The sequence below is a fragment of the Cellulomonas sp. S1-8 genome (genome assembly GCF_026184235.1).
In the GTDB taxonomy this organism is placed as follows: domain Bacteria; phylum Actinomycetota; class Actinomycetes; order Actinomycetales; family Cellulomonadaceae; genus Cellulomonas.
This window is the reverse complement of sequence record NZ_CP110806.1, coordinates 3,438,762-3,456,220: the sequence shown is the minus strand read 5'-3', so window position 1 is coordinate 3,456,220 and position 17,459 is coordinate 3,438,762. Positions and strand designations below refer to the sequence as shown.

The 17,459-nt window shown below is 72.6% G+C and carries 20 protein-coding genes; 9 read left to right on the top strand and 11 right to left on the bottom strand.

The window, feature by feature from the left end; genetic code table 11:
• The first annotated feature begins 67 nt into the window (after positions 1 to 67).
• From OKX07_RS15630 to OKX07_RS15620, 3 genes are all read left to right on the top strand, one after another.
• Entirely contained in the window at positions 68 to 1,747 is a 1,680-nt protein-coding gene (locus tag OKX07_RS15630) for an extracellular solute-binding protein (protein ID WP_265628913.1), read from the top strand.
• 84 nt (positions 1,748 to 1,831) lie between these two features.
• Positions 1,832 to 2,857 (top strand): ABC transporter permease, encoded by a 1,026-nt coding sequence (locus OKX07_RS15625; RefSeq protein ID WP_265628912.1) that lies wholly within the window; start codon positions 1,832 to 1,834, stop codon positions 2,855 to 2,857.
• Positions 2,858 to 2,898: 41 nt separating this feature from the next.
• Positions 2,899 to 3,786, top strand: coding sequence for a carbohydrate ABC transporter permease (locus tag OKX07_RS15620; protein WP_265631938.1), 888 nt, complete (start codon positions 2,899 to 2,901; stop codon positions 3,784 to 3,786).
• A gap of 105 nt (positions 3,787 to 3,891) precedes the next feature.
• Here OKX07_RS15620 and OKX07_RS15615 read toward each other — a convergent pair whose 3' ends face one another.
• On the bottom strand, positions 3,892 to 5,343 hold the full coding sequence (locus OKX07_RS15615; RefSeq protein WP_265628911.1) for an NAD-dependent malic enzyme: 1,452 nt from the start codon (positions 5,341 to 5,343) through the stop codon (positions 3,892 to 3,894).
• 159 nt (positions 5,344 to 5,502) lie between these two features.
• Between OKX07_RS15615 and OKX07_RS15610 the strand changes: the two genes are divergently transcribed.
• Entirely contained in the window at positions 5,503 to 5,982 is a 480-nt protein-coding gene (locus OKX07_RS15610) for an NUDIX hydrolase (RefSeq protein WP_265628910.1), read from the top strand.
• Between the two features lie 46 nt (positions 5,983 to 6,028).
• Positions 6,029 to 6,907, top strand: a complete 879-nt coding sequence (locus OKX07_RS15605; RefSeq protein ID WP_265628909.1) for a Fic family protein — start codon at positions 6,029 to 6,031, stop codon at positions 6,905 to 6,907.
• A gap of 230 nt (positions 6,908 to 7,137) precedes the next feature.
• On the opposite strand, the gene OKX07_RS15600 is transcribed toward OKX07_RS15605, so the two are convergent.
• From OKX07_RS15600 to OKX07_RS15570, 7 genes are all read right to left on the bottom strand, one after another.
• Positions 7,138 to 7,980 (bottom strand): HAD family hydrolase, encoded by an 843-nt coding sequence (locus tag OKX07_RS15600; protein WP_265628908.1) that lies wholly within the window; start codon positions 7,978 to 7,980, stop codon positions 7,138 to 7,140.
• Positions 7,981 to 8,117: 137 nt separating this feature from the next.
• Positions 8,118 to 8,684, bottom strand: a complete 567-nt coding sequence (locus tag OKX07_RS15595) for a nucleotidyltransferase family protein (RefSeq protein ID WP_265628907.1) — start codon at positions 8,682 to 8,684, stop codon at positions 8,118 to 8,120.
• Positions 8,677 to 9,555, bottom strand: coding sequence for an ABC transporter permease (locus OKX07_RS15590; protein WP_265628906.1), 879 nt, complete (start codon positions 9,553 to 9,555; stop codon positions 8,677 to 8,679). The genes OKX07_RS15595 and OKX07_RS15590 overlap by 8 nt, the downstream gene beginning before the upstream one ends.
• Positions 9,552 to 10,403: an ABC transporter permease gene (locus tag OKX07_RS15585; protein WP_265628905.1), complete on the bottom strand. Its 852-nt coding sequence runs from the start codon at positions 10,401 to 10,403 to the stop codon at positions 9,552 to 9,554. Before OKX07_RS15585 ends, OKX07_RS15590 begins: the two co-directional genes overlap by 4 nt.
• Positions 10,400 to 11,251 carry an ABC transporter ATP-binding protein gene (locus tag OKX07_RS15580; RefSeq protein ID WP_265628904.1) on the bottom strand — a complete coding sequence of 284 codons (852 nt, stop codon included), beginning with the start codon at positions 11,249 to 11,251 and terminating at the stop codon, positions 10,400 to 10,402. The genes OKX07_RS15585 and OKX07_RS15580 overlap by 4 nt, the downstream gene beginning before the upstream one ends.
• A gap of 10 nt (positions 11,252 to 11,261) precedes the next feature.
• Entirely contained in the window at positions 11,262 to 12,356 is a 1,095-nt protein-coding gene (locus OKX07_RS15575) for an ABC transporter substrate-binding protein (RefSeq protein ID WP_265628903.1), read from the bottom strand.
• Positions 12,357 to 12,552: 196 nt separating this feature from the next.
• The gene (locus OKX07_RS15570) at positions 12,553 to 13,098 is read right to left on the bottom strand and encodes a nucleoside deaminase (protein ID WP_265628902.1); all 546 of its coding nucleotides are present in this window, start codon (positions 13,096 to 13,098) and stop codon (positions 12,553 to 12,555) included.
• Between the two features lie 106 nt (positions 13,099 to 13,204).
• On the opposite strand from OKX07_RS15570, the gene OKX07_RS15565 reads away from it, so the two are divergent.
• A complete protein-coding gene (locus OKX07_RS15565) occupies positions 13,205 to 14,143 on the top strand; it encodes an XdhC family protein (protein WP_265628901.1) in 939 nt (312 codons plus the stop codon).
• 72 nt (positions 14,144 to 14,215) lie between these two features.
• Here OKX07_RS15565 and OKX07_RS15560 read toward each other — a convergent pair whose 3' ends face one another.
• Positions 14,216 to 14,848 (bottom strand): GyrI-like domain-containing protein, encoded by a 633-nt coding sequence (locus OKX07_RS15560; RefSeq protein ID WP_265628900.1) that lies wholly within the window; start codon positions 14,846 to 14,848, stop codon positions 14,216 to 14,218.
• A 179-nt stretch (positions 14,849 to 15,027) separates the two neighbouring features.
• On the opposite strand from OKX07_RS15560, the gene OKX07_RS15555 reads away from it, so the two are divergent.
• The 3 genes from OKX07_RS15555 to OKX07_RS15545 all read left to right on the top strand — a co-directional run bounded on the left by OKX07_RS15555 (position 15,028) and on the right by OKX07_RS15545 (position 16,703).
• Complete coding sequence (locus tag OKX07_RS15555; protein ID WP_265628899.1) at positions 15,028 to 15,858, top strand: alpha/beta fold hydrolase; 831 nt, start codon at positions 15,028 to 15,030, stop codon at positions 15,856 to 15,858.
• Positions 15,859 to 16,078: 220 nt separating this feature from the next.
• Positions 16,079 to 16,375, top strand: a complete 297-nt coding sequence (locus tag OKX07_RS15550) for a nucleotidyltransferase family protein (RefSeq protein WP_265628898.1) — start codon at positions 16,079 to 16,081, stop codon at positions 16,373 to 16,375.
• The gene (locus OKX07_RS15545; RefSeq protein ID WP_265628897.1) at positions 16,365 to 16,703 is read left to right on the top strand and encodes a DUF86 domain-containing protein; all 339 of its coding nucleotides are present in this window, start codon (positions 16,365 to 16,367) and stop codon (positions 16,701 to 16,703) included. The genes OKX07_RS15550 and OKX07_RS15545 overlap by 11 nt, the downstream gene beginning before the upstream one ends.
• Before the next feature lie 61 nt (positions 16,704 to 16,764).
• Here the strand turns inward: OKX07_RS15545 and OKX07_RS15540 are convergent, their stop codons facing one another.
• Together OKX07_RS15540 and OKX07_RS15535 are read right to left on the bottom strand one after the other, a co-directional pair.
• A complete protein-coding gene (locus tag OKX07_RS15540; protein WP_265628896.1) occupies positions 16,765 to 17,139 on the bottom strand; it encodes a type II toxin-antitoxin system death-on-curing family toxin in 375 nt (124 codons plus the stop codon).
• The gene (locus OKX07_RS15535) at positions 17,136 to 17,339 is read right to left on the bottom strand and encodes a ribbon-helix-helix protein, CopG family (protein WP_265628895.1); all 204 of its coding nucleotides are present in this window, start codon (positions 17,337 to 17,339) and stop codon (positions 17,136 to 17,138) included. The genes OKX07_RS15540 and OKX07_RS15535 overlap by 4 nt, the downstream gene beginning before the upstream one ends.
• Between the last annotated feature and the right edge of the window lie 120 nt (positions 17,340 to 17,459).

Sequence of the window (17,459 nt, the reverse complement as noted above, 5' to 3'; positions counted from 1 at the left end):
GGTGCTCGAGCCCTGCTAACACCCCCCGGGTCGTGGCCTGGGACGGATCTCGAAGAGGAGAGCCCTGATGGCACGTGCGGGATATCTGGCAGGACGGCGGATGCGCTCGGCGCGCACCGCTGGTGCGCTGACGTTGGTGGGTGCGCTCGCGCTCGCCGCCTGCAGCAGCGGTGACGACGGCGGGACGACCAACGCCGACGGTGAGGCCGCGGACCTGGAGTGCACGACCGAGGCGGTCGCGGACGAGCCCTGGAAGGCTGCGGAGCCGCGCGAGTTCTCCCTGCTGTGGACGGACTGGGCCGACTTCCCGATCACCGACACGTGGGAGTTCTTCGACGAGATCGAGGAGCGCACCAACGTCAAGCTCAACCTCACGAACATCCCGTTCAGCGACGCGACCGAGAAGCGCAGCCTGCTCATCAGCGCCGGCGACGCGCCGCAGATCATCCCGCTCGTCTACACGGGTGAGGAGCGCCAGTTCGCGGCGTCCGGTGCGGTCGTCCCGCTGAGCGACTACGCCGACTACATGCCGAACTTCAAGAAGTACAGCGAGGAGTGGGACCTCGTCGACATGGTCGACGACCTGCGCCAGGAGGACGGCAAGTACTACATGACGCCGGGCCTCCAGGAGGTCTCCGTCCCCGTCTTCACGCTGATCATCCGCAAGGACATCTTCGACGAGGTCGGCGCCCCGGCGCCCGAGACCTGGGAAGACCTCCAGGAGGGCATGGAGCTCATCAAGGCCAAGTACCCGGACAGCACGCCGCTGGCCGACGGCTTCGAGGGCCAGTCGATGATCAACTACGCCGCCCACGCCTTCGGCACGGTCGGTGGCTGGGGCTTCGGCGACGGCGCCTGGTGGGACGAGGACGCGGGCGAGTTCGTCTACGCCGCGACGACCGACGGCTACAAGGACATGGTCACGTACTTCAACGGGCTGACCGAGGCCGGTCTGCTCGACACCGAGTCCTTCACGGCGGCCGACGACGGCGGCGGCACGGTCACCGAGAAGTTCGCGGCCGAGCAGGTCTTCGCGGCCTCGGGTGGCTCGTGGACGGTCCAGGAGTTCTCGACGGCGCTCGACGCCGCGGGTGTCACGGACTACGAGCTCGTCCAGATCGCGCCCCCGGCCGGACCGGCCGGCGACTTCGTCGAGCCGCGCAACTTCTGGAACGGGTTCATGCTCACCGCCGACGCGGTGAACGACCCGAACTTCTGCGACCTGCTCGGGTTCACCGACTGGCTGTACTACAACCCCGAGGCCCGCGAGCTGATCCAGTGGGGCGTCGAGGGCGAGCACCACACGAAGGACGCCGATGGCGCCTACACGCTGGAGCCCGACATCACGTTCGCCGGCCTCAACCTGAACCCGTCCGGCACGATCGACCTCAAGAAGGACCTCGGTTTCGCCAACGACGTCTTCGCCGGGTCGACCGAGTCGCGCGCGCTCAAGGAGTCCTACAACGTCCCGGCGTTCGTCGAGTACATCGACTCGGTGCAGACGACGCGCACGCCGCGGGACCCGTTCCCGCCGCACCCGCTCGACGAGGTCGAGCTCGAGCAGGCCTCGCTGCTGGGGACCCCGCTCAAGGACTCGGTGGACACGGCGACGCTCGGGTTCATCCTCGGGCAGCGCGACCTCGCCGAGTGGGACGACTTCGTGACCCAGCTCGAGGGCCAGGGTCTGTCGGGCTACATGGATCTCATCAACGGCGCCGCTGAGCGCGCCGCAGGGAACGACGGCTGAGTCCACGCTCGACGAGGCCAGGTGGGCCGGCCCCTCGCAGGGCCGGCCCACCGGGCCACCGATCCGCTCACGAAGGAGTGAGAGATGAGCGCTGCTCACGCGGCGGGCGACGCACTCGCGACCACGGTCCAGGCGCCACCCGCGGGAACGGTCCCCCTCGCGGCGGACCGTGAGGACACCGGCAAGAAGGCGCGACCCCCGGTACGCAAGATCGGGTGGCGGCACACGTTGCGCCGCGACTGGGTGCTCTACGCCATGGCCCTGGTCCCCGTGCTTTTCCTCCTGTTGTTCCGGTACGTGCCGATGTTCGGCAACATCATCGCGTTCCGACGCTTCCGGCCGGGCGGCAGCATCTTCGGCGACGAGTGGGTCGGGATGCGCTATGTCGAGCTCTTCCTCAACGACCCCAACTTCTGGAACGTCTTCGCCAACACGGTGATCCTCGGCGGACTCACCCTGCTGTTCTGCTTCCCGCTGCCGATCGTCCTCGCGCTCCTGCTCAACGAGGTGCGCGTCCGCACGTTCAAGCGCGTCGTGCAGTCCATCTCCTACCTGCCGCACTTCCTCTCGGTCGTCATCGTCGTCGGCATGCTCATGCAGCTGCTGTCCCTGCAGGGCACGGTCAACCAGATCATCGAGGCGGTGGGCGGGGAGGCGATCCCGTTCCTGCAGCGCGCCGAGTGGTTCCGCACGGTGTACGTCGGGTCCGAGATCTGGCAGACCGTCGGGTGGGGCACGATCCTCTACCTCGCCGCACTCACCACGGTCGACGCGTCCCTCTACGAGGCCGCGCGCATCGACGGCGCCAACCGGTGGCGCCAGACCTGGCACGTCACCCTGCCGGGCATCCGCCCGACGATGGTGACGCTGCTCATCCTCAACATCGGCCTGTTCCTCAACGTCGGGTTCGAGAAGGTCCTCCTGCTGTACAACCCGCTCACCTACGAGACCGCCGACGTCGTCTCGACGTACCTCTACCGCGTGGGTCTGGTCTCGAACAACTTCAGCTACGCGACGGCCATCGGACTGTTCCAGGCGATCATCGGCCTCGTGATGATCCTCACCGCGAACTTCCTGTCGCGCCGAGTGGTAGGAGCAAGCCTGTGGTGACCCAGAGCGCACTCACGGCGACGCCGGTCTCCGGCGGCGGGATGTCCGTCGGTCCGCGCGACTCCAAGAGCTACAAGACGTTCACCTGGTTCAACGGCACGTTCCTCGTCCTGCTCTGCGGGTTCATGCTGTACCCGTTCGTCACGGTGCTCGCGCAGTCGTTCAGCAGCGCCGGCGCGGTGAAGGCCGGCATGGTCAACGTCTGGCCCGTCGGCTTCAACCTCACGACCTACCAGGTGGTCATCGCCAACGACCTCTTCTGGTCGTCGTACCGCAACACCGTGGTCTACACGCTCGTCGGCACGACGATCGCCATGGTGCTGACGACCCTGCTCGCCTACGTGCTCGCCAGGCGCGCCCTGCGAGGTCGGAACGTCCTCATCGGCATCGCCGTGTTCACGATGTTCTTCAACGGCGGCCTGATCCCCAACTACGTGCTCATCCAGACCCTCGGGCTGAAGAACACGATGTGGGCGGTCGTGCTGCCCGGGGCGATCTCGGTGTTCAACCTGCTCGTCATGAAGTCGTTCTTCGAGAACATGCCCTCCGAGCTCGAGGAGGCCGCGCAGATCGACGGGCTCGGCTGGTGGGGGATCTTCCGCCGCATCGTCATGCCGCTGTCGAAGGCGGTCATCGCGACGATGATCCTGTTCTACTCGGTGGCGATCTGGAACGACTGGTTCGCGGCGTTCCTGTACCTCGACAAGCAGGAGCTGTTCCCGGTGACGCTGTACCTGCGCAACATGATCGCGGGGGCCTCGTCGACGGCCTCCCAGGGCGCGGCGGCCTCCGGGTCCAGCACGTCGGAGATCGCGGCGAACATCCAGGCGGTCACGATGGTCCTGACGATCATCCCCGTCCTGTGCATCTACCCGTTCGTCCAGCGGTACTTCGTGTCCGGCATCATGCTCGGCTCCGTCAAGGGCTGAGCACGGCGCACGCGGGCGGGCGGGCGACCGCCGGCACGGCACGACCCGAGGCGCGACCCCGGCGAGGACTCCTCGCCGGGGTCGCGTGCGTCGGGGGTGGCGCGGTCAGACCCCGCGGTACCGGACCGTGGCGATCGCACCCGTCTCCGGGCGGGCCGACACGTGCCCCGCCTCCGCCTCGGCCGCGGCGCGGACGGCAGCCGCGACCGCCGTCGTCGCCTCGGGGTTGAAGACGCTGGGGACGATATACGTCGGGTTGAGCTCGTCCGGGTGCACGACGGACGCCAGCGCGTGCGCCGCAGCCAGCAGCATCGACTCCGTGATGGAGCGCGACTGCGCGTCCAGCAGCCCGCGGAACACCCCGGGGAACGCGAGCACGTTGTTGATCTGGTTCGCGAAGTCCGAGCGGCCCGTCCCGACGACCGCCGCGTGCTGCGCGGCCTCGTCCGGGTCGACCTCGGGTCGCGGGTTGGCGAGCGCGAAGACGATCGAGTCGCGGGCCATGCGCGACACGTCGTGCCCAGTGAGCACGTCGGGCGCGGACAGCCCGATGAACACGTCGGCGCCGACGACCGCGTCGCGCAGCGTGCCGGTGACACCGCGGTGGTTGGTCGCCTCGGCCGTCCAGCGCAGCGACGGGCTCAGGCCCGGGCGGTCCCGGTGGATGACGCCCGCGACGTCGGCCACGACGACGTCGCGCACCCCCGCGGCGAGCAGCAGCTTGAGCACCGCCGTCCCCGCGGCGCCGGCACCGGACATGACGACGCGGACGTCACCGATGCGCTTGTCGACGACCTGCAGCGCGTTGCGCAGCGCGGCGACGACGACGATCGCGGTGCCGTGCTGGTCGTCGTGGAAGACGGGGATGTCGAGCGCCTCGCGCAGCCGGCGCTCGATCTCGAAGCACCGCGGCGCGGAGATGTCCTCGAGGTTGATGCCCGCGAAGACGGGCGCGATCGCGACGACCGTCTCGACGATGCGGTCCACGTCGGTCGTGTCGAGGCAGATCGGGAACGCGTCGATGTCGGCGAACCGCTTGAACAGCACGGCCTTGCCCTCCATGACGGGCAGCGCCGCCAGCGGCCCGATGTCGCCCATGCCGAGCACCGCCGTGCCGTCGGTGACCACGGCGATCGTGTTGCGCTTGATGGTCAGGCGGCGGGCGTCCTCGGGGTGCTCGGCGATGGCCTGGCACACGCGCGCGACGCCCGGGGTGTACGCCATCGACAGGTCGTCGCGGTTGCGCAGCGGCACCTTCGACTCGATCGAGAGCTTGCCGCCCAGGTGCATGAGGAACGTGCGGTCGGAGACGCGCTGGACGACGACGCCCTCGAGCTCCTCCAGGGCGCGGACGACGTCGGCGGCGTGGTCGGTGTCGCGCGTCGCGCACGTGACGTCGACCGTCATCGTCTCGTGGAACGACGCGGTGACGTCGAGCGCCGTGACGATCCCCCCGGCGCGCTCGATGGCGGTGGTGAGGTCCGAGACGGCGGTGGGCCGGGCCTGCACCTCCAGCCGGGCGGTGATGGACGACGACACGGAGGGCGCGGAGACCATACGGACATTGTGGCGGCTGCAGCGCCCCAGGGCGCCCTCCGACGCCCCGACGTCTCCCGCGACCGGACCCTCGCTCACCGTTCGGAGGCCCGGAAGGGGAGGCAGGTTGCGGTCGGCGGGGTGCTGAGGGGCCCGTGAGGCGGCGCGTAGCATCGGCGGGTGCCCACCCCGCCCTTCGTCCTGGCCCTGCGCGAGCGCATCGGGAACGACCTGCTCTGGCTGCCCGGAGCGACCGCGGTCGTGCTGCGGGAGGACGGTCCGCGCCCGCTGCTGCTGCTCGTGCGCCGCGCCGGCAACGGCGAGTGGGAGCCGGTCGCGGGGATCGTCGACCCGGGGGAGGACCCCGCCGCCGCGGCCGTGCGGGAGGCGCTCGAGGAGGCGGACGTCGTCGTGGTGGCGGAACGCCTCGCCCAGGTGAGCGTCGTCGGTCCCGTCGTCTACGAGAACGGCGACCGGTCGCAGTACCTGGACGTCACGTTCCGGTGCCGGTGGGTCTCGGGCGAGCCGTTCCCGGCGGACGGCGAGAACACCGACGCCCGGTGGTTCGACCTCGACGAGCTGCCCGCCATGTCGCCGTCGATGGCGTCGCGGGTGGCTGCGGCGCTGCCGGCGCACGGCGAGGCGGAGTTCTCGGCGTGAGGCCGCCTGTCGCGGCGTGCCCACGCCGGGGCACCGGGGCCGCGAGGTGAGCGACGCGCTCGCCGCCGTCGCCACGCTGGGCGGGGTGGCCGACGCGGTCGACGCCGCCCGCGCCGCGTGCGAGGAGCTGCGCTGGCACGAGGCGTTCCGGCGCCGGTGGCGCGAGGTGCGGGCCGAGTCCGGGCTGCGCGCGGTGGCGGCGTCCGCGGCGCTGGACGGAGCGCCCGTCGGTGTCGAGGCGCTGCGCGGGTGGGCGACCGGCACGTCCGCGCCGGGGCGAGGCGCCGAGGCGGTCGCCGCGGGTGCGCTGCGCGCGCAGTCGGTGGTCGCGACGCACCTGCCCGACCTGGGGGCGCGCGCCGGCGGTCCGGTGACGCCGCTGCCCCAGGTGCTCGCGCGCCTGCACGCGGCCGCGGCGGCGGGCGTGCTGCCCGACGACCAGGTCGGCCGCCCCCGCACCGGTCCGCCCGGCGACCTGCGCGGCCTCGGGGTGGCGCCGGCCCCCGGGGACGCGTCGGACCGCGTCGCCGGGATCCTGCGGGACGTCGCGACGACCCGGGCGCCTGCGCTCGTCGTGGTGGCCGTGCTGCACGCCGAGCTGCTGACGGCGCGACCGTTCGCGGGTGCCAACGGCGTGGTCGCGCGCGCGGCGGCGCGGCTGGTGGCGACCCGCGCGGGGCTCGACCCGACGGGGACGGTGCTGCCGGAGGTCGTCTGGCAGGACGCGCCACCGGCCTACCTGGCGGCGGCCGCGCGGTACGCGACCGGCGAGCCGGAGGCGGTGGCGCACTGGGTCCGCGCGTACGCCGACGCGGTGGTGCGGGGTGCGGGGCACGCACGCACGGTCGCGGACGAGGTGCTGGCGGGCCGGCGGGCCGGCGACGGGACCCGGACGGGTCCGGACACGAACGACGGCGCCTCGTAGGACGCCGTCGCCGTACCGAGGGCCGGAGAGTGATCAGGCGTGCAACGTCGCGGTCGCTCCGGGACCAGCCCGGTCGACCGGCCCATAGGTGGGCCATCCTGCGCGTGGGTGCTCTCTCGGTCGTTCAGTTGTGGTCCTGTCTTACACCCGGGTCTGCGACAGGGCAATGGTCCGTGGCGTCGTTGCAGGTGGGCGGGGTCGTCCGCCTGCATCGTGAGACCGGCCGACCGTCAGGTGGGACGGCCGCGCCGACGCCGTCGCCACCACCACGCGAGCACCACGACCACCGCGACGCCCGCCAGGACGGCGCCCGTCGTGACCCGGACCTGCGTGTCGAGCTGTCGCAGGGGCACGGGCCGCCGGAACGTCAGCACGTCCCAGCCGTGCTCGGCGGCCAGCCGCCGCAGCGCCCGGTCGGGGTTGACGACGTGCCCATGGCCGACGGCCGTCAGCATCGGCGCGTCGGTCACGGAGTCGGAGTACGCGAAGCTGGCGGCCAGGTCGTACCCGCGGGCCGCGGCGAGCTCACGGATCGCGACCGCCTTGTTCTCGCCGAACGCGTAGAAGTCGATCTCCCCCGTGTAGCGGCCGTCGGCCACGGCCATGCGCGTCGCGACGAACGCGTCGGCGCCGAGCATCGCGGCGATCGGCTCCACGACCTCGGACCCGGAGGCCGACACCACCACGACGTCGCGCCCGGCCGCCTGGTGCGCGGCGATGAGCTCCACCGCCTCGGCGTACACGGTCGGGTCGATCGACTCGTGGAGCGTGTCGCGCACGATCGTCGACACCGTCTCGACGTCCCAGCCGACGACCGTGCGCGCCAGGGCCGCGCGCAGCCGCTCCGTGGACGCCTCGTCGGCGCCGCCCAGCAGGTAGGCGAGCTGCGCGTACGCGGACGCGACGACCGAGCGGCGCGTGAGCAGCCCCTGGGCGAGGAAGCCCTTGGAGAACGCCGTCGCCGACGACGTCGCGATGATGGTCTTGTCGAGGTCGAAGAACGCGGCCGCGTGCAGGCGTCGCGCGTGCTGCTGCGCACCGCGCGCCGCCGCGGCGGGCTGCTGGTCGGCCATGACGCTCCGCAGGGTCCGGGGACGAGGACGGGACCTGCGCGAGCGTAGCGGCGCGGTCCGACACGCGCGCGGTCGCTCGTCGATCCGGTGTGTCGCCAGCGCGACGTCGTCGGCCCGGTGTGGTCAGCCGGGGGGCGTCAGCCAGGTGTGTCGCGGTCGAGCCCGCCCGGCAGCTCGGTGCAGTCGAGCGCGAGCGGGGGGTGGTCGCGCAGGTAGCCGCGTGCCCCCGCGTCGCCGTGCAGCCGGGCCCGCAGCGGTGCCCAGTGGTCGCGGCCGATCAGGACGGGGTGCCCGGGGACCCCGCCGAAGGTCGCCCGCCGCAGGTCGCCGGGGCCGACGGGCCGCGCCGTCACGCGGGACACCGCCCGGGCGTCGAGGTCCGGCAGGTCGACGAGCGTGACGACGACGGCGACCAGGGGCGCCGGCCCCGCGAGGTCGGCCAGCCCTGCCGCCAGCGACGCCCCCATGCCGAGCCCCCAGTCGTCGGCGACGACGACCTCGGCACCGTCCGGCACCAGCGCGCGCGCCTCGTCCGCGGCGGCCCCGAGCACGACGCGCACCCGGGCGCAGCCACCGCCGAGCAGCGCGTCGTGCGCGCGGTGCAACCACGGCACGCCGTCGGGCGTCGTGCACAGGGCCTTGGGCCGGCCCATGCGCGTCCCGGCGCCGGCGGCCAGGACGAGCCCCAGCAGGTCCTCAGGCACGCCCCGCCGCCGGGCCGAACCGCGCGAGGACCCACTGCTCGACGAGCTGCGCGAGCGTGTACAGCACGAGCGACGCGAGCGTGACGACCACGACGAGCGCCCACACCTTGGTGTTCTGCGCGCGGCCGACGGCCGACACGACCCCGTACCCGATGCCGCCGCCCGTCGCGAGCCACTCGGCGATGAGCGCGCCCGTGATCGCCCCGGGCACCGAGATGCGCACGGCCGCGAACACCGACGGCAGCGCCGCGGGGAGCTGGACCAGGCGCAGCACGGTCCGCGGCCCGCCGCCGAGCACGGTGACGAGGTCGCGCATCGGCGCGGACGCCGAGCGCAGCCCGAGCACGATCGTCACGAGCGCCGGGAACAGCACGACGATCCCGCTCATCACGGCGACCGACGCCACGCCCCGGCCGACCAGCAGGATGACGATCGGCGCGAGCGCGATCAGCGGGACCGAGCGGAACAGCATCGCGACCGGCATGATCGCGCCCTCTGCGGTCCGCGACAGCACGATCGCAGCGGCCAGGACCAGCGCGGCCGCCATGCCCGCGACGAAGCCGATGGACGCGTCCGTGAGCGTCTGGCCGAGCAGCGCGAGCACCTCGGTGCGGTTCTCGCCCGCGTCGTCGTCGGTCACGAGGTACTCCCACACCTGCGCCGGGCCCTTGCCGACGTACGGGGAGACGTCGAACGCGGCGAGCAGCACGGTCCACGCGACCAGGACGACGACGGTCGTCGTGACCGCGTCGAGCAGCACCCGCCCGACGCGCCGCCACGCGACGTGCGTGCGTGCCCGCGGTGCGTCGTCGGACGGGGGTGGGGCGACCGCGGCGGACGGCGCGACGAGCGGGGTGCCGGGCGCGCTCACGACGCACCGCCGTCGGACGACGCGCCGCCCGACGCCCACGGCGTCACGAGCCGCGCGAGCGCCGCGAACAGCGCGTACCCGGCGCCCGCCAGCAGCGCGCACACCAGCGCGATGCCCCACGCGCGCTCGGCGTTCAGCGACTGGCCGGCGTTGACCAGCGCGGGCCCCACGCCGCGGTCGACGCCCCCGATGTACTCGCCGAGGATCGCGCCGAGCAGGGCCGCGGGTGCGGCGATCTGCAGGGCGCCGATGATGCCGGGCAGCGCCGCGACGAGCCGGACCCGCACGAGCTGCTGCCAGCGGCCGCCGCCGAACACGGTGACCACGTCGAGGCTCGCGGGGTCCGCGGACCGGAAGCCGAGGACGGCGCCGACGACGGTCGTGAAGAACACCGACAGCGCCGCGAGGACGACGGCCGTGCCGGACGGCTCGCCCGACGGCGGCGGGCCGATGACGATGTAGAGGATCGGCGTGATCGCCACCAGCGGCAGGCAGTAGCTGATGACCGCGACCTGCATGATGAGCCGCTCGAGCGCCGGCACCAGCAGCACCAGCGACGCGAGCAGCGCCAGGCCGTTGCCGACGAGGAAGCCGCGCGCGGCCTCCTCGAGCGTGACCGACAGGTTCGCGACGTAGAAGGCGAGGCCGTCGTCGAGGAACGCCCGGGCGACGCCCAGCGGGGTCGGCATCGTCGTGCCGGCGAGCACGGTGACGGCCGTGAGCCACCACACGGCGACGATGCCGACGACGCCGAGCGCGCCCGGCGCCCCGCGGCGGACGAGCCCGCGCAGGCCGCCGGTGCGCGGGGGTGCGTCGGGCGTCGTCGGCGCCGTCGTCGTGGTGCTCACGCGTCCGCCGCCGGGGTGTCGTCCCCGAGCGCGCCGCCGAACAGCAGCTCGGAGGCGTGGTCGTGCAGCGCGTGGAACTCCGGGGTGCGCATCATCTCCGGGGTCCGCGGGCGCGGCAGGTCGACCGTGACGACCTCCTTGACCCGGCCGGGGCGCGGGCTCATGACCGCGACCTGGTCGGACAGGAAGATCGCCTCGGAGATGCCGTGCGTGACCATCAGCGTGGTCGCGGGCTTCTCGGTCCAGATGCGCAGCAGCTCGAGGTTGAGGCGCTGGCGCGTCATGTCGTCGAGCGCCCCGAACGGCTCGTCGAGCAGCAGCACCGACGGCTGGACGACCAGGGCGCGCGCGATCGACACGCGCTGGCGCATGCCGCCCGAGAGCTGCGCGGGCTTGGCCTTCTCGAACCCCTCGAGGCCGACCAGGCGGACCAGGTCGGCGACGAGCGCGTCGTCGGGGGTGGCGCCGGAGACCTCGAAGGGCAGGCGGATGTTCGCCACGACGCTGCGCCACGGCAGCAGCGCGGAGTCCTGGAACGCGATGCCGAGCGCGTGCTCGGCCCGCAGCTCGACCGGGGTGCGGCCCTCGACGAGCGCCGTGCCAGTCGTGGGCCGCTCGAGCCCCGCGAGGATGCGCAGGATCGTCGACTTGCCGCACCCCGACGGGCCGAGCAGCGACAGGAAGCTGCCCTTGTCGGTGAACAGGGTCGTGTCCTGCAGGGCGGTGACGTGGCGACGGCCCGTCGTGAACGTCTTGCCGAGGCCGTCGAGGCGCACGCCGGTGCCCAGCGAGGCTCCTGAAGAGGCGGGAGCCTGCCGGGCACCGGCGTCGTGCTGCACGTGCGTCACGGGTTGCGGCTCACTCGGCCAGCTCGGGCTGCTCCTCGAGCAGCTCGGTCAGCAGGGACAGGTCGAAGAGGTCGTCGGCCTCGATGTCGATGCCCGCTGCGGCCAGCGTCGCCATGTTCTGCTCGATGAGGTCGTCGGAGATGGTGAACAGGCCGTTGGCCAGCGTCTCCTCGGTGACGATCAGCGTCTCGGCCTGGATCGTGGCCTGCTGGATCTCCTTGTCCAGCTCGAGCTCCAGGTCGGCGCCGTACTCCTCGACGGCCAGGCGCGCACCCTCCTCGGGGTCGGCGACCGCGTCCTTCCAGCCCAGGATCTCCGCCTGGAGGAACGCCTTCACCTTCTCCGGCTCGTTCGCGATCATCTCGTCGGTCGTGACGACGGACTCGGCGACGAACGGCAGGCCGTTGTCCGCGAACAGCAGGTTGGTGACCGGGTGGCCCTCCGCCTCGACCGTGATCGACTCGTTCGTGACGTAGGCGAGGAAGCCGTCGACCTCGCCGTTGATCAGCGGCGACGGGTCGTACTCGACGGGGACCTTCGTGACCTCCGACGGGTCGATCTCGTTGACCGCGAGCAGGGCGTCGAACAGCGCCTCGTTGGGCCCGGCCTGCACACCGATCCGCTTGCCCTTGAGGTCCTCGGGAGTCGCGATGTCGCCGCCGTCGGCGAGGGAGAGGATCGTGAAGGGGTTCTTCTGGAACGTCGTGCCGACGATCTTCAGCGGTGCGTCCTCCTCCGCGACGACCTGGCCGACGGAGACTGCGTTCGACAGGCCGAAGTCGGCGCCGCCGGACAGCACGATCGACTCGGTGGCGCCCGGGCCGGCGTTGAGCGTCACCGAGCTGAAGCCGGCGTCGGCGTAGTAGCCCTTGCTGTCCGCGAAGAACTCGCCCGCGAACTCGGCGTTCTTGATCCACGAGAGCTGGACGGTCAGCGCACCGAGGTCCGCGGTCTCGCCCGCGGACCCGCCGGCGGTCGCGTCGTCGTCCGGCTCGGCGTCCGCGCCGGAGGAGCAGGCACCCAGGACGAGCGCGAGGACGCCCGCGGCCGCCAGACCCGCGAGGCGGGTGCGACGGGTGCTGCGGGGGTGCTGGGGGAGGGACATCGGCACTCCATCTGGGGGACGGGCGCGAGCGGGTCGCGCGGTGCGTGAAACAGGTGTTGCGCGCGGTGACGCTACGGACGGGGCGTGTCGGGGCGTGGCGCGCTCTGTGTCCCGGGCGTTAAACGTCCGCCGGGAGGGGTCACGGTTCGGTCTCGGTCATGCGTCCAGGAGGCGCGCGCGACGCCCATCGCCGCCCTCAGTAGTCGGTGCGGGCCGTGTGCGTGAGCCACGCGTCGAACGGCGCGGTGGACTCCGGCAGGCGCAGCATGGCGACGCGCGTGCGCTCCCACGTCGCGTGGTCGCGCGCGAACAGCTCGTAGAACGCGGAGTCGTCGAACCCGCCGCGGGTCGCGTCGTGCCGGTCGGCGCTGAACACGACGCGGTCCAGGCGTGCCCACAGGCACGCCGCGAGGCACAGCGGGCACGGCTCGCACGACGTGTAGAGCGTCATGCCGTCGAGCGCGAACGTGCCCGCCGCGCGGCACGCGGCGCGGATCGCCTGCACCTCGGCGTGCGCGGTCGGGTCCAGGTCACGCGTCACGCGGTTCTGGCCGACGGCGACCTCGACGCCGTCCGCGACGACGACGGCGCCGAACGGCCCGCCGCCCTCGGCGACGTTCGCCGTCGCGAGCTCGACGGCGCGCCGCAGCCAGCGGGCGTCGACGTCGGCGTCGGTCGGCAGGCCGGCGGGCGCGGCGCTCTGCGGTGCGGCGCCGCCGACGGGGTCCACGACGATCGACATGGCCGGTCCTCTCGTTGTCCTCCCGTCGATCGTCCGGCCGTGCTGTTTCGGCACCGTTACCCCCGCGCGCCGGTTCTCGAAACAATCATTTCGTAGCGTCACGGGCATGCTCGACCAGGCCGCGGAGATCTGCCGCCGCCTCGACGCCGGTCAGCGCGTCGTGGCGGCGACCGTGGTGCGCGTGGCGGGGAGCGCACCGCGGACGGTCGGGTCGTCGTTCGTCGTCGGCTCGGACGGCACCGTCGCGGGCAGCGTGTCGGGCGGGTGCGTCGAGTCGGACCTCGTCGAGCGGTGCCGGGTGGTGCTCGACGGGGGTCCGGCCCATGTCGTGTCGTACGGCGTCGGCGACGACCTCGGGGAGCCGGGGCTCACGTGCGGCGGCACGATCACCGTGCTCGTGCACGACGTCTCGGCGCTGCCCGCGGGAGCACTGCACCAGGTGCGGCGCGCCACCGAGGGGCTCGACGCGTGCCTGCTGCTCGACGCGCACGGGCGGGCCTGCACCGACGACCCGCTCGTCACGCTGCGCACACCCGCCGCGCACCCGCTGCTCGTCGTCGGAGCCGGGGAGCACGCGGTCGCCCTGACGCGCCTGGCCGCCGGGTGCGGGTTCGCGGTCACGGTCCTCGACCAGCGCCCGCTGTTCGCGACCAAGGAACGCTTCCCCGACGCGTACGCGGTGGTCCGCGACTGGCCGGACCGCTGGCTCGCGGCGCACCCCCCGACCCCCGCGCACGCGGTCGCGGTCCTCACGCACGACCAGCGCGTCGACGTCCCGACGCTCACCGCCGCGCTCGCCTCACCCGCCCGCTACGTCGGCGCGATGGGGTCGCGGGCCACGCACGCCCGCCGCGTCGACGCGCTGCGCGCCGCCGGGGTGGGGGACGAGGCCCTCGCGCGGCTGCGCTCGCCCATCGGGCTGGACCTGGGCGGCTCGACACCGCAGGAGGTCGCGCTGTCGATCCTGGCGGAGGTCGTCATGGCACGCCACGGCACGACGGGCCGGCCCATGTCGACGACGACGACGCCACTCCACCCGCGCTGACCCGCAACCGGCCCGGCTCAGGTCGCCCGTCGGGCCGCACGCCCCACCGCAGCGCGGTCTCGCAGCGGAGGGTCAGCCCGCGGCCGGCTCGTCGAGACGGGTCACCGGCTGGCGCAGGATCGTGCGGAGCTTGTCGGGGGCGGTGCGCCGGGCGTCGTTGAGGTAGACCTCGTGGTGCTTGCCCGTCATGCGCAGCCCCTCGGTGGGGATGAAGTCGTGGTGCATCGCGTCGAGCACCGGGCCCTCGGCGTCGTACGGGCCGGCGTGCAGGGTCTGGACGGCAAGGCCCTCGTCGAACGGCTCGAGGCGGATCGCGTCGAGGGCGGGGGCGCCGCCCTTGCGCGCGACCGTCCCACGGGCCGTCTCGACGTGGTCCGCCGTGACCCACTCCGGGACCAGGCTGAGCAGGGTCCAGTGCCACCGTGACGCGTCGCGGCCGCCCGTGAACGCGTCCATGTCGTCCGCCCACCACAGCGCCTCGAGCGGGGGGACCCCGTAGTCGCGGCCCAGCTCACCCTTGCTGAGGAACTTCAGCGCGTAGGCGAGGGGGAAGAGGGACGACAGCGCGTCGCTGTACGCCTCGGACGTGTTGGGGTCGCCGTGCCCGTCGACCATGAGGTACTGCAGGGGCGGGACGGCGACCACGTCGAACCGGTCGCGGGGCGCACGGTAGCTCTCGATCTGCTTGACGAGGTCCACCTTCATGGCGATCACCTCCTGTGCTGCGGGCCGTCTCCACCCTAGCGACAGCGATCGGCGCTGATGCGGACCAGGCCGTGGAGCGGCGGTGGGAGTGGGTTCGGGGGTTGTGGGGAGAGGCTATAGACACTAGCTTGTGGCTAAGGAAGTTAGCCGAGCATCGTGGAATCCCTCCGGAGGCAGTCATGACCCAGTTCCTCGAGATCGACGGCGGGACCCTCGCCTACGACGTCACCGGTGACGGCCCGCTGGTGGTGCTCGCCCACGGCATGGGCGACAGTCGGGCGGCCTACCGGTTCCTCGCCCCCGCGCTGGTGGCGGCCGGGTACCGGGTCGCGGCGGTCGACCTGCGCGGCCACGGCGAGTCCAGCGTCGGCTGGCCGTCCGCCACCCGCACCGACCTCGCCGGCGACCTGATCGCGCTCGTCCGGCACCTCGGCGGGGCGGCGACGCTCGTCGGGCACTCCATCGCCGGGGGAGCGGTGACGATCGCCGCGGCCCAGGCCCCGGAGCTGGTCACCGCGCTGGTCGAGATCGCACCCTTCACCCGCAAGCAGACGGTCTCGCTGGCCGACCTGCGCGTGGCCGCCTACCGGCGCGGAACCACGCACCTGCTCGGCATGGGCCTGCTGGGCAGCACCCGGCAGTGGGAGAAGTACCTGGACGTCGCCTACCCGGGCGTGAAGCCCGCGGACTGGGCAGTCCGCCTGGAGCAGATCACGACGATGCTCCAGGAGCCGGGCCGCATGAAGATGCTGCAGAAGATGGGCACGTCCACCCCGGCCGACGCGGGCGCGCAGCTCGGCAACGTCACCTGCCCGACGCTGATCGTGCAAGGCAGCCTCGACCCCGACTGGGGCTCGCCGCGCGCCGAGGGTGAGGCGGTCCTCGCCGACCTGCCGGCCGGGCTGGGCCAGCTGAGGATGATCGACGGCGCCGGGCACTACCCGCACGTCCAGTACCCCGAGCAGACCCTCGCCGTGGTGCTGCCGTTCCTTGCCGGGGTCCGCGCCTAGGGCCGGACCGGATGAGGTCGAGGTCGTCGCGGCCGGTGCCACGCCGGCCGAAGCCGACGGCGTCGCGGTGGTGCCGCTGGCACTGCTGGGGTGGTGAGTTGCTCGCCCGACGGGCGACATCGGCCGGCGCGACCGGCGCCACAGGAGTCGCGTTGCCCGGCGCGGTGGGGTTGCGTGCATGGACCTCCCGCCGCGGCCGGCTGACGGCTAGCCTGTCGCCATGATCCATGTCGACGAGCGCCAGTACCGCGCGCTGGTCGAGCTGTGCGCGAGGTACGGGTTCGCCAGGCTCGAGGTCTTCGGGTCAGTGGCGCGTGGCGAGGAGCGCACAGACTCCGACATCGACGTGCTCTACGACCTTCTCCCCGGGCGGCACGTGACCTGGGAGATCATCGATGCTGCCGATGAGATGTCGGAGATCCTCGGACGTCCGGTCGACCTGGTCTCACGCAGAGCCGTGCACCCGCTGCTGCGTGAGCGCATCGAGACGGAGGCCCGGGCGCTCTATGCGGCCTGACCTGCTGTTCGTCGTCGAGATGATCGATGCTGCTGGGCGGATCGCTGCGCTCACCTCGGGCCTCGACGCGGCCGCCGTCGAGCGGGACGCCACTGTGCGTGAGGCTCTGCTGTGGAACTTCACCGTCCTCGGGGAGGCGGCGACCCAGGTGTCGCAGGAGACGCGGGCGCAGCACCCGGAGGTTCCTTGGCGTCGCGCCGCCGGGCTGCGCAACCGGATCGTGCACGGCTACTGGTCGGCCGACACGGACGTTCTGGTCTCCACGGCGCACGGTGTGATCCCGGACCTGCTGGTGCAGCTCGACAAGGTTCAGGCCTCGCTGCGTTGAGCCGGTCCGTTCGGGTGGATCGACAACTGATCGCGTTGGCAGACCTGGTCGTGCCCGGACCTCACCAGGCTTCGGTGAGGTCCGAGAGGCGGGCACGGATGCTCTCGACGTCGTTCACGCGGCCTGCGGCGACGTCCATGACGAGCTCGTAGGCCTCGTCGTTCGTGGCGGTGAGTCGGGTGCCGTTGACTCCGAGGAACACGATCGTCCCGGCAAGCGCGAGCCGCTTGTTGCCGTCCAGGAGAGCGTGGTGGCAGGTCAGCGAGTGCAGGAGCGCGGCGGCCTTGGTGAGCAGGTCGGGGTACGTGTCGGTCGCGCCGATTCGAGTCCTCGGCCGTGCGGCGGCGGACTCGACGAGGCCGAGGTCACGCACCGCCAGGTCACCTACGACGCGTCGTGCGACGACCAGCAGCTCCTCGGCGGTGAGGTAGATCATCGACCGAGGCGCTCGAGCGCCTCGGCGTAGCGAGGCAGCTCGCTGTCCATGACGGCGTTGATGAGGTCGTCGCGCGACGTGCGCTCGATGTAGTCCCGCACGGCCTGTCGCGCCACGTCCTGCATCGAGCGGTGCTCGACCTCCGCGCGGCGCCTCAGGGCTTCTGTCTCGGCTGAGTCGAGTCGCAGGGTCATCGCCATGGGCGCACGGTATCACTCGCGGTATCAGTACCTCGGCACGTGCATCGAGGGGTGGGTCGACAACCAGTCGCCCTGCCCACAACGGCCCTTCGGCTGCGGGCCGTGGGCTCGGCCGGCCGG

Bases quoted from the DNA above. Each gene is read 5' to 3' on its own strand.
- OKX07_RS15630 (WP_265628913.1), top strand. From the start codon at position 68: ATGGCACGTGCGGGATATCTGGCAGGACGGCGGATGCGCTCGGCGCGC.
- OKX07_RS15625 (WP_265628912.1), top strand. From the start codon at position 1,832: ATGAGCGCTGCTCACGCGGCGGGCGACGCACTCGCGACCACGGTCCAG.
- OKX07_RS15620 (WP_265631938.1), top strand. From the start codon at position 2,899: ATGTCCGTCGGTCCGCGCGACTCCAAGAGCTACAAGACGTTCACCTGG.
- OKX07_RS15615 (WP_265628911.1), bottom strand. From the start codon at position 5,343: ATGGTCTCCGCGCCCTCCGTGTCGTCGTCCATCACCGCCCGGCTGGAG.
- OKX07_RS15600 (WP_265628908.1), bottom strand. From the start codon at position 7,980: ATGGCCGACCAGCAGCCCGCCGCGGCGGCGCGCGGTGCGCAGCAGCAC.
- OKX07_RS15575 (WP_265628903.1), bottom strand. From the start codon at position 12,356: ATGTCCCTCCCCCAGCACCCCCGCAGCACCCGTCGCACCCGCCTCGCG.
- OKX07_RS15570 (WP_265628902.1), bottom strand. From the start codon at position 13,098: ATGTCGATCGTCGTGGACCCCGTCGGCGGCGCCGCACCGCAGAGCGCC.
- OKX07_RS15565 (WP_265628901.1), top strand. From the start codon at position 13,205: ATGCTCGACCAGGCCGCGGAGATCTGCCGCCGCCTCGACGCCGGTCAG.
- OKX07_RS15560 (WP_265628900.1), bottom strand. From the start codon at position 14,848: ATGAAGGTGGACCTCGTCAAGCAGATCGAGAGCTACCGTGCGCCCCGC.
- OKX07_RS15555 (WP_265628899.1), top strand. From the start codon at position 15,028: ATGACCCAGTTCCTCGAGATCGACGGCGGGACCCTCGCCTACGACGTC.
- OKX07_RS15550 (WP_265628898.1), top strand. From the start codon at position 16,079: ATGATCCATGTCGACGAGCGCCAGTACCGCGCGCTGGTCGAGCTGTGC.
- OKX07_RS15545 (WP_265628897.1), top strand. From the start codon at position 16,365: ATGCGGCCTGACCTGCTGTTCGTCGTCGAGATGATCGATGCTGCTGGG.
- OKX07_RS15540 (WP_265628896.1), bottom strand. From the start codon at position 17,139: ATGATCTACCTCACCGCCGAGGAGCTGCTGGTCGTCGCACGACGCGTC.
- OKX07_RS15535 (WP_265628895.1), bottom strand. From the start codon at position 17,339: ATGGCGATGACCCTGCGACTCGACTCAGCCGAGACAGAAGCCCTGAGG.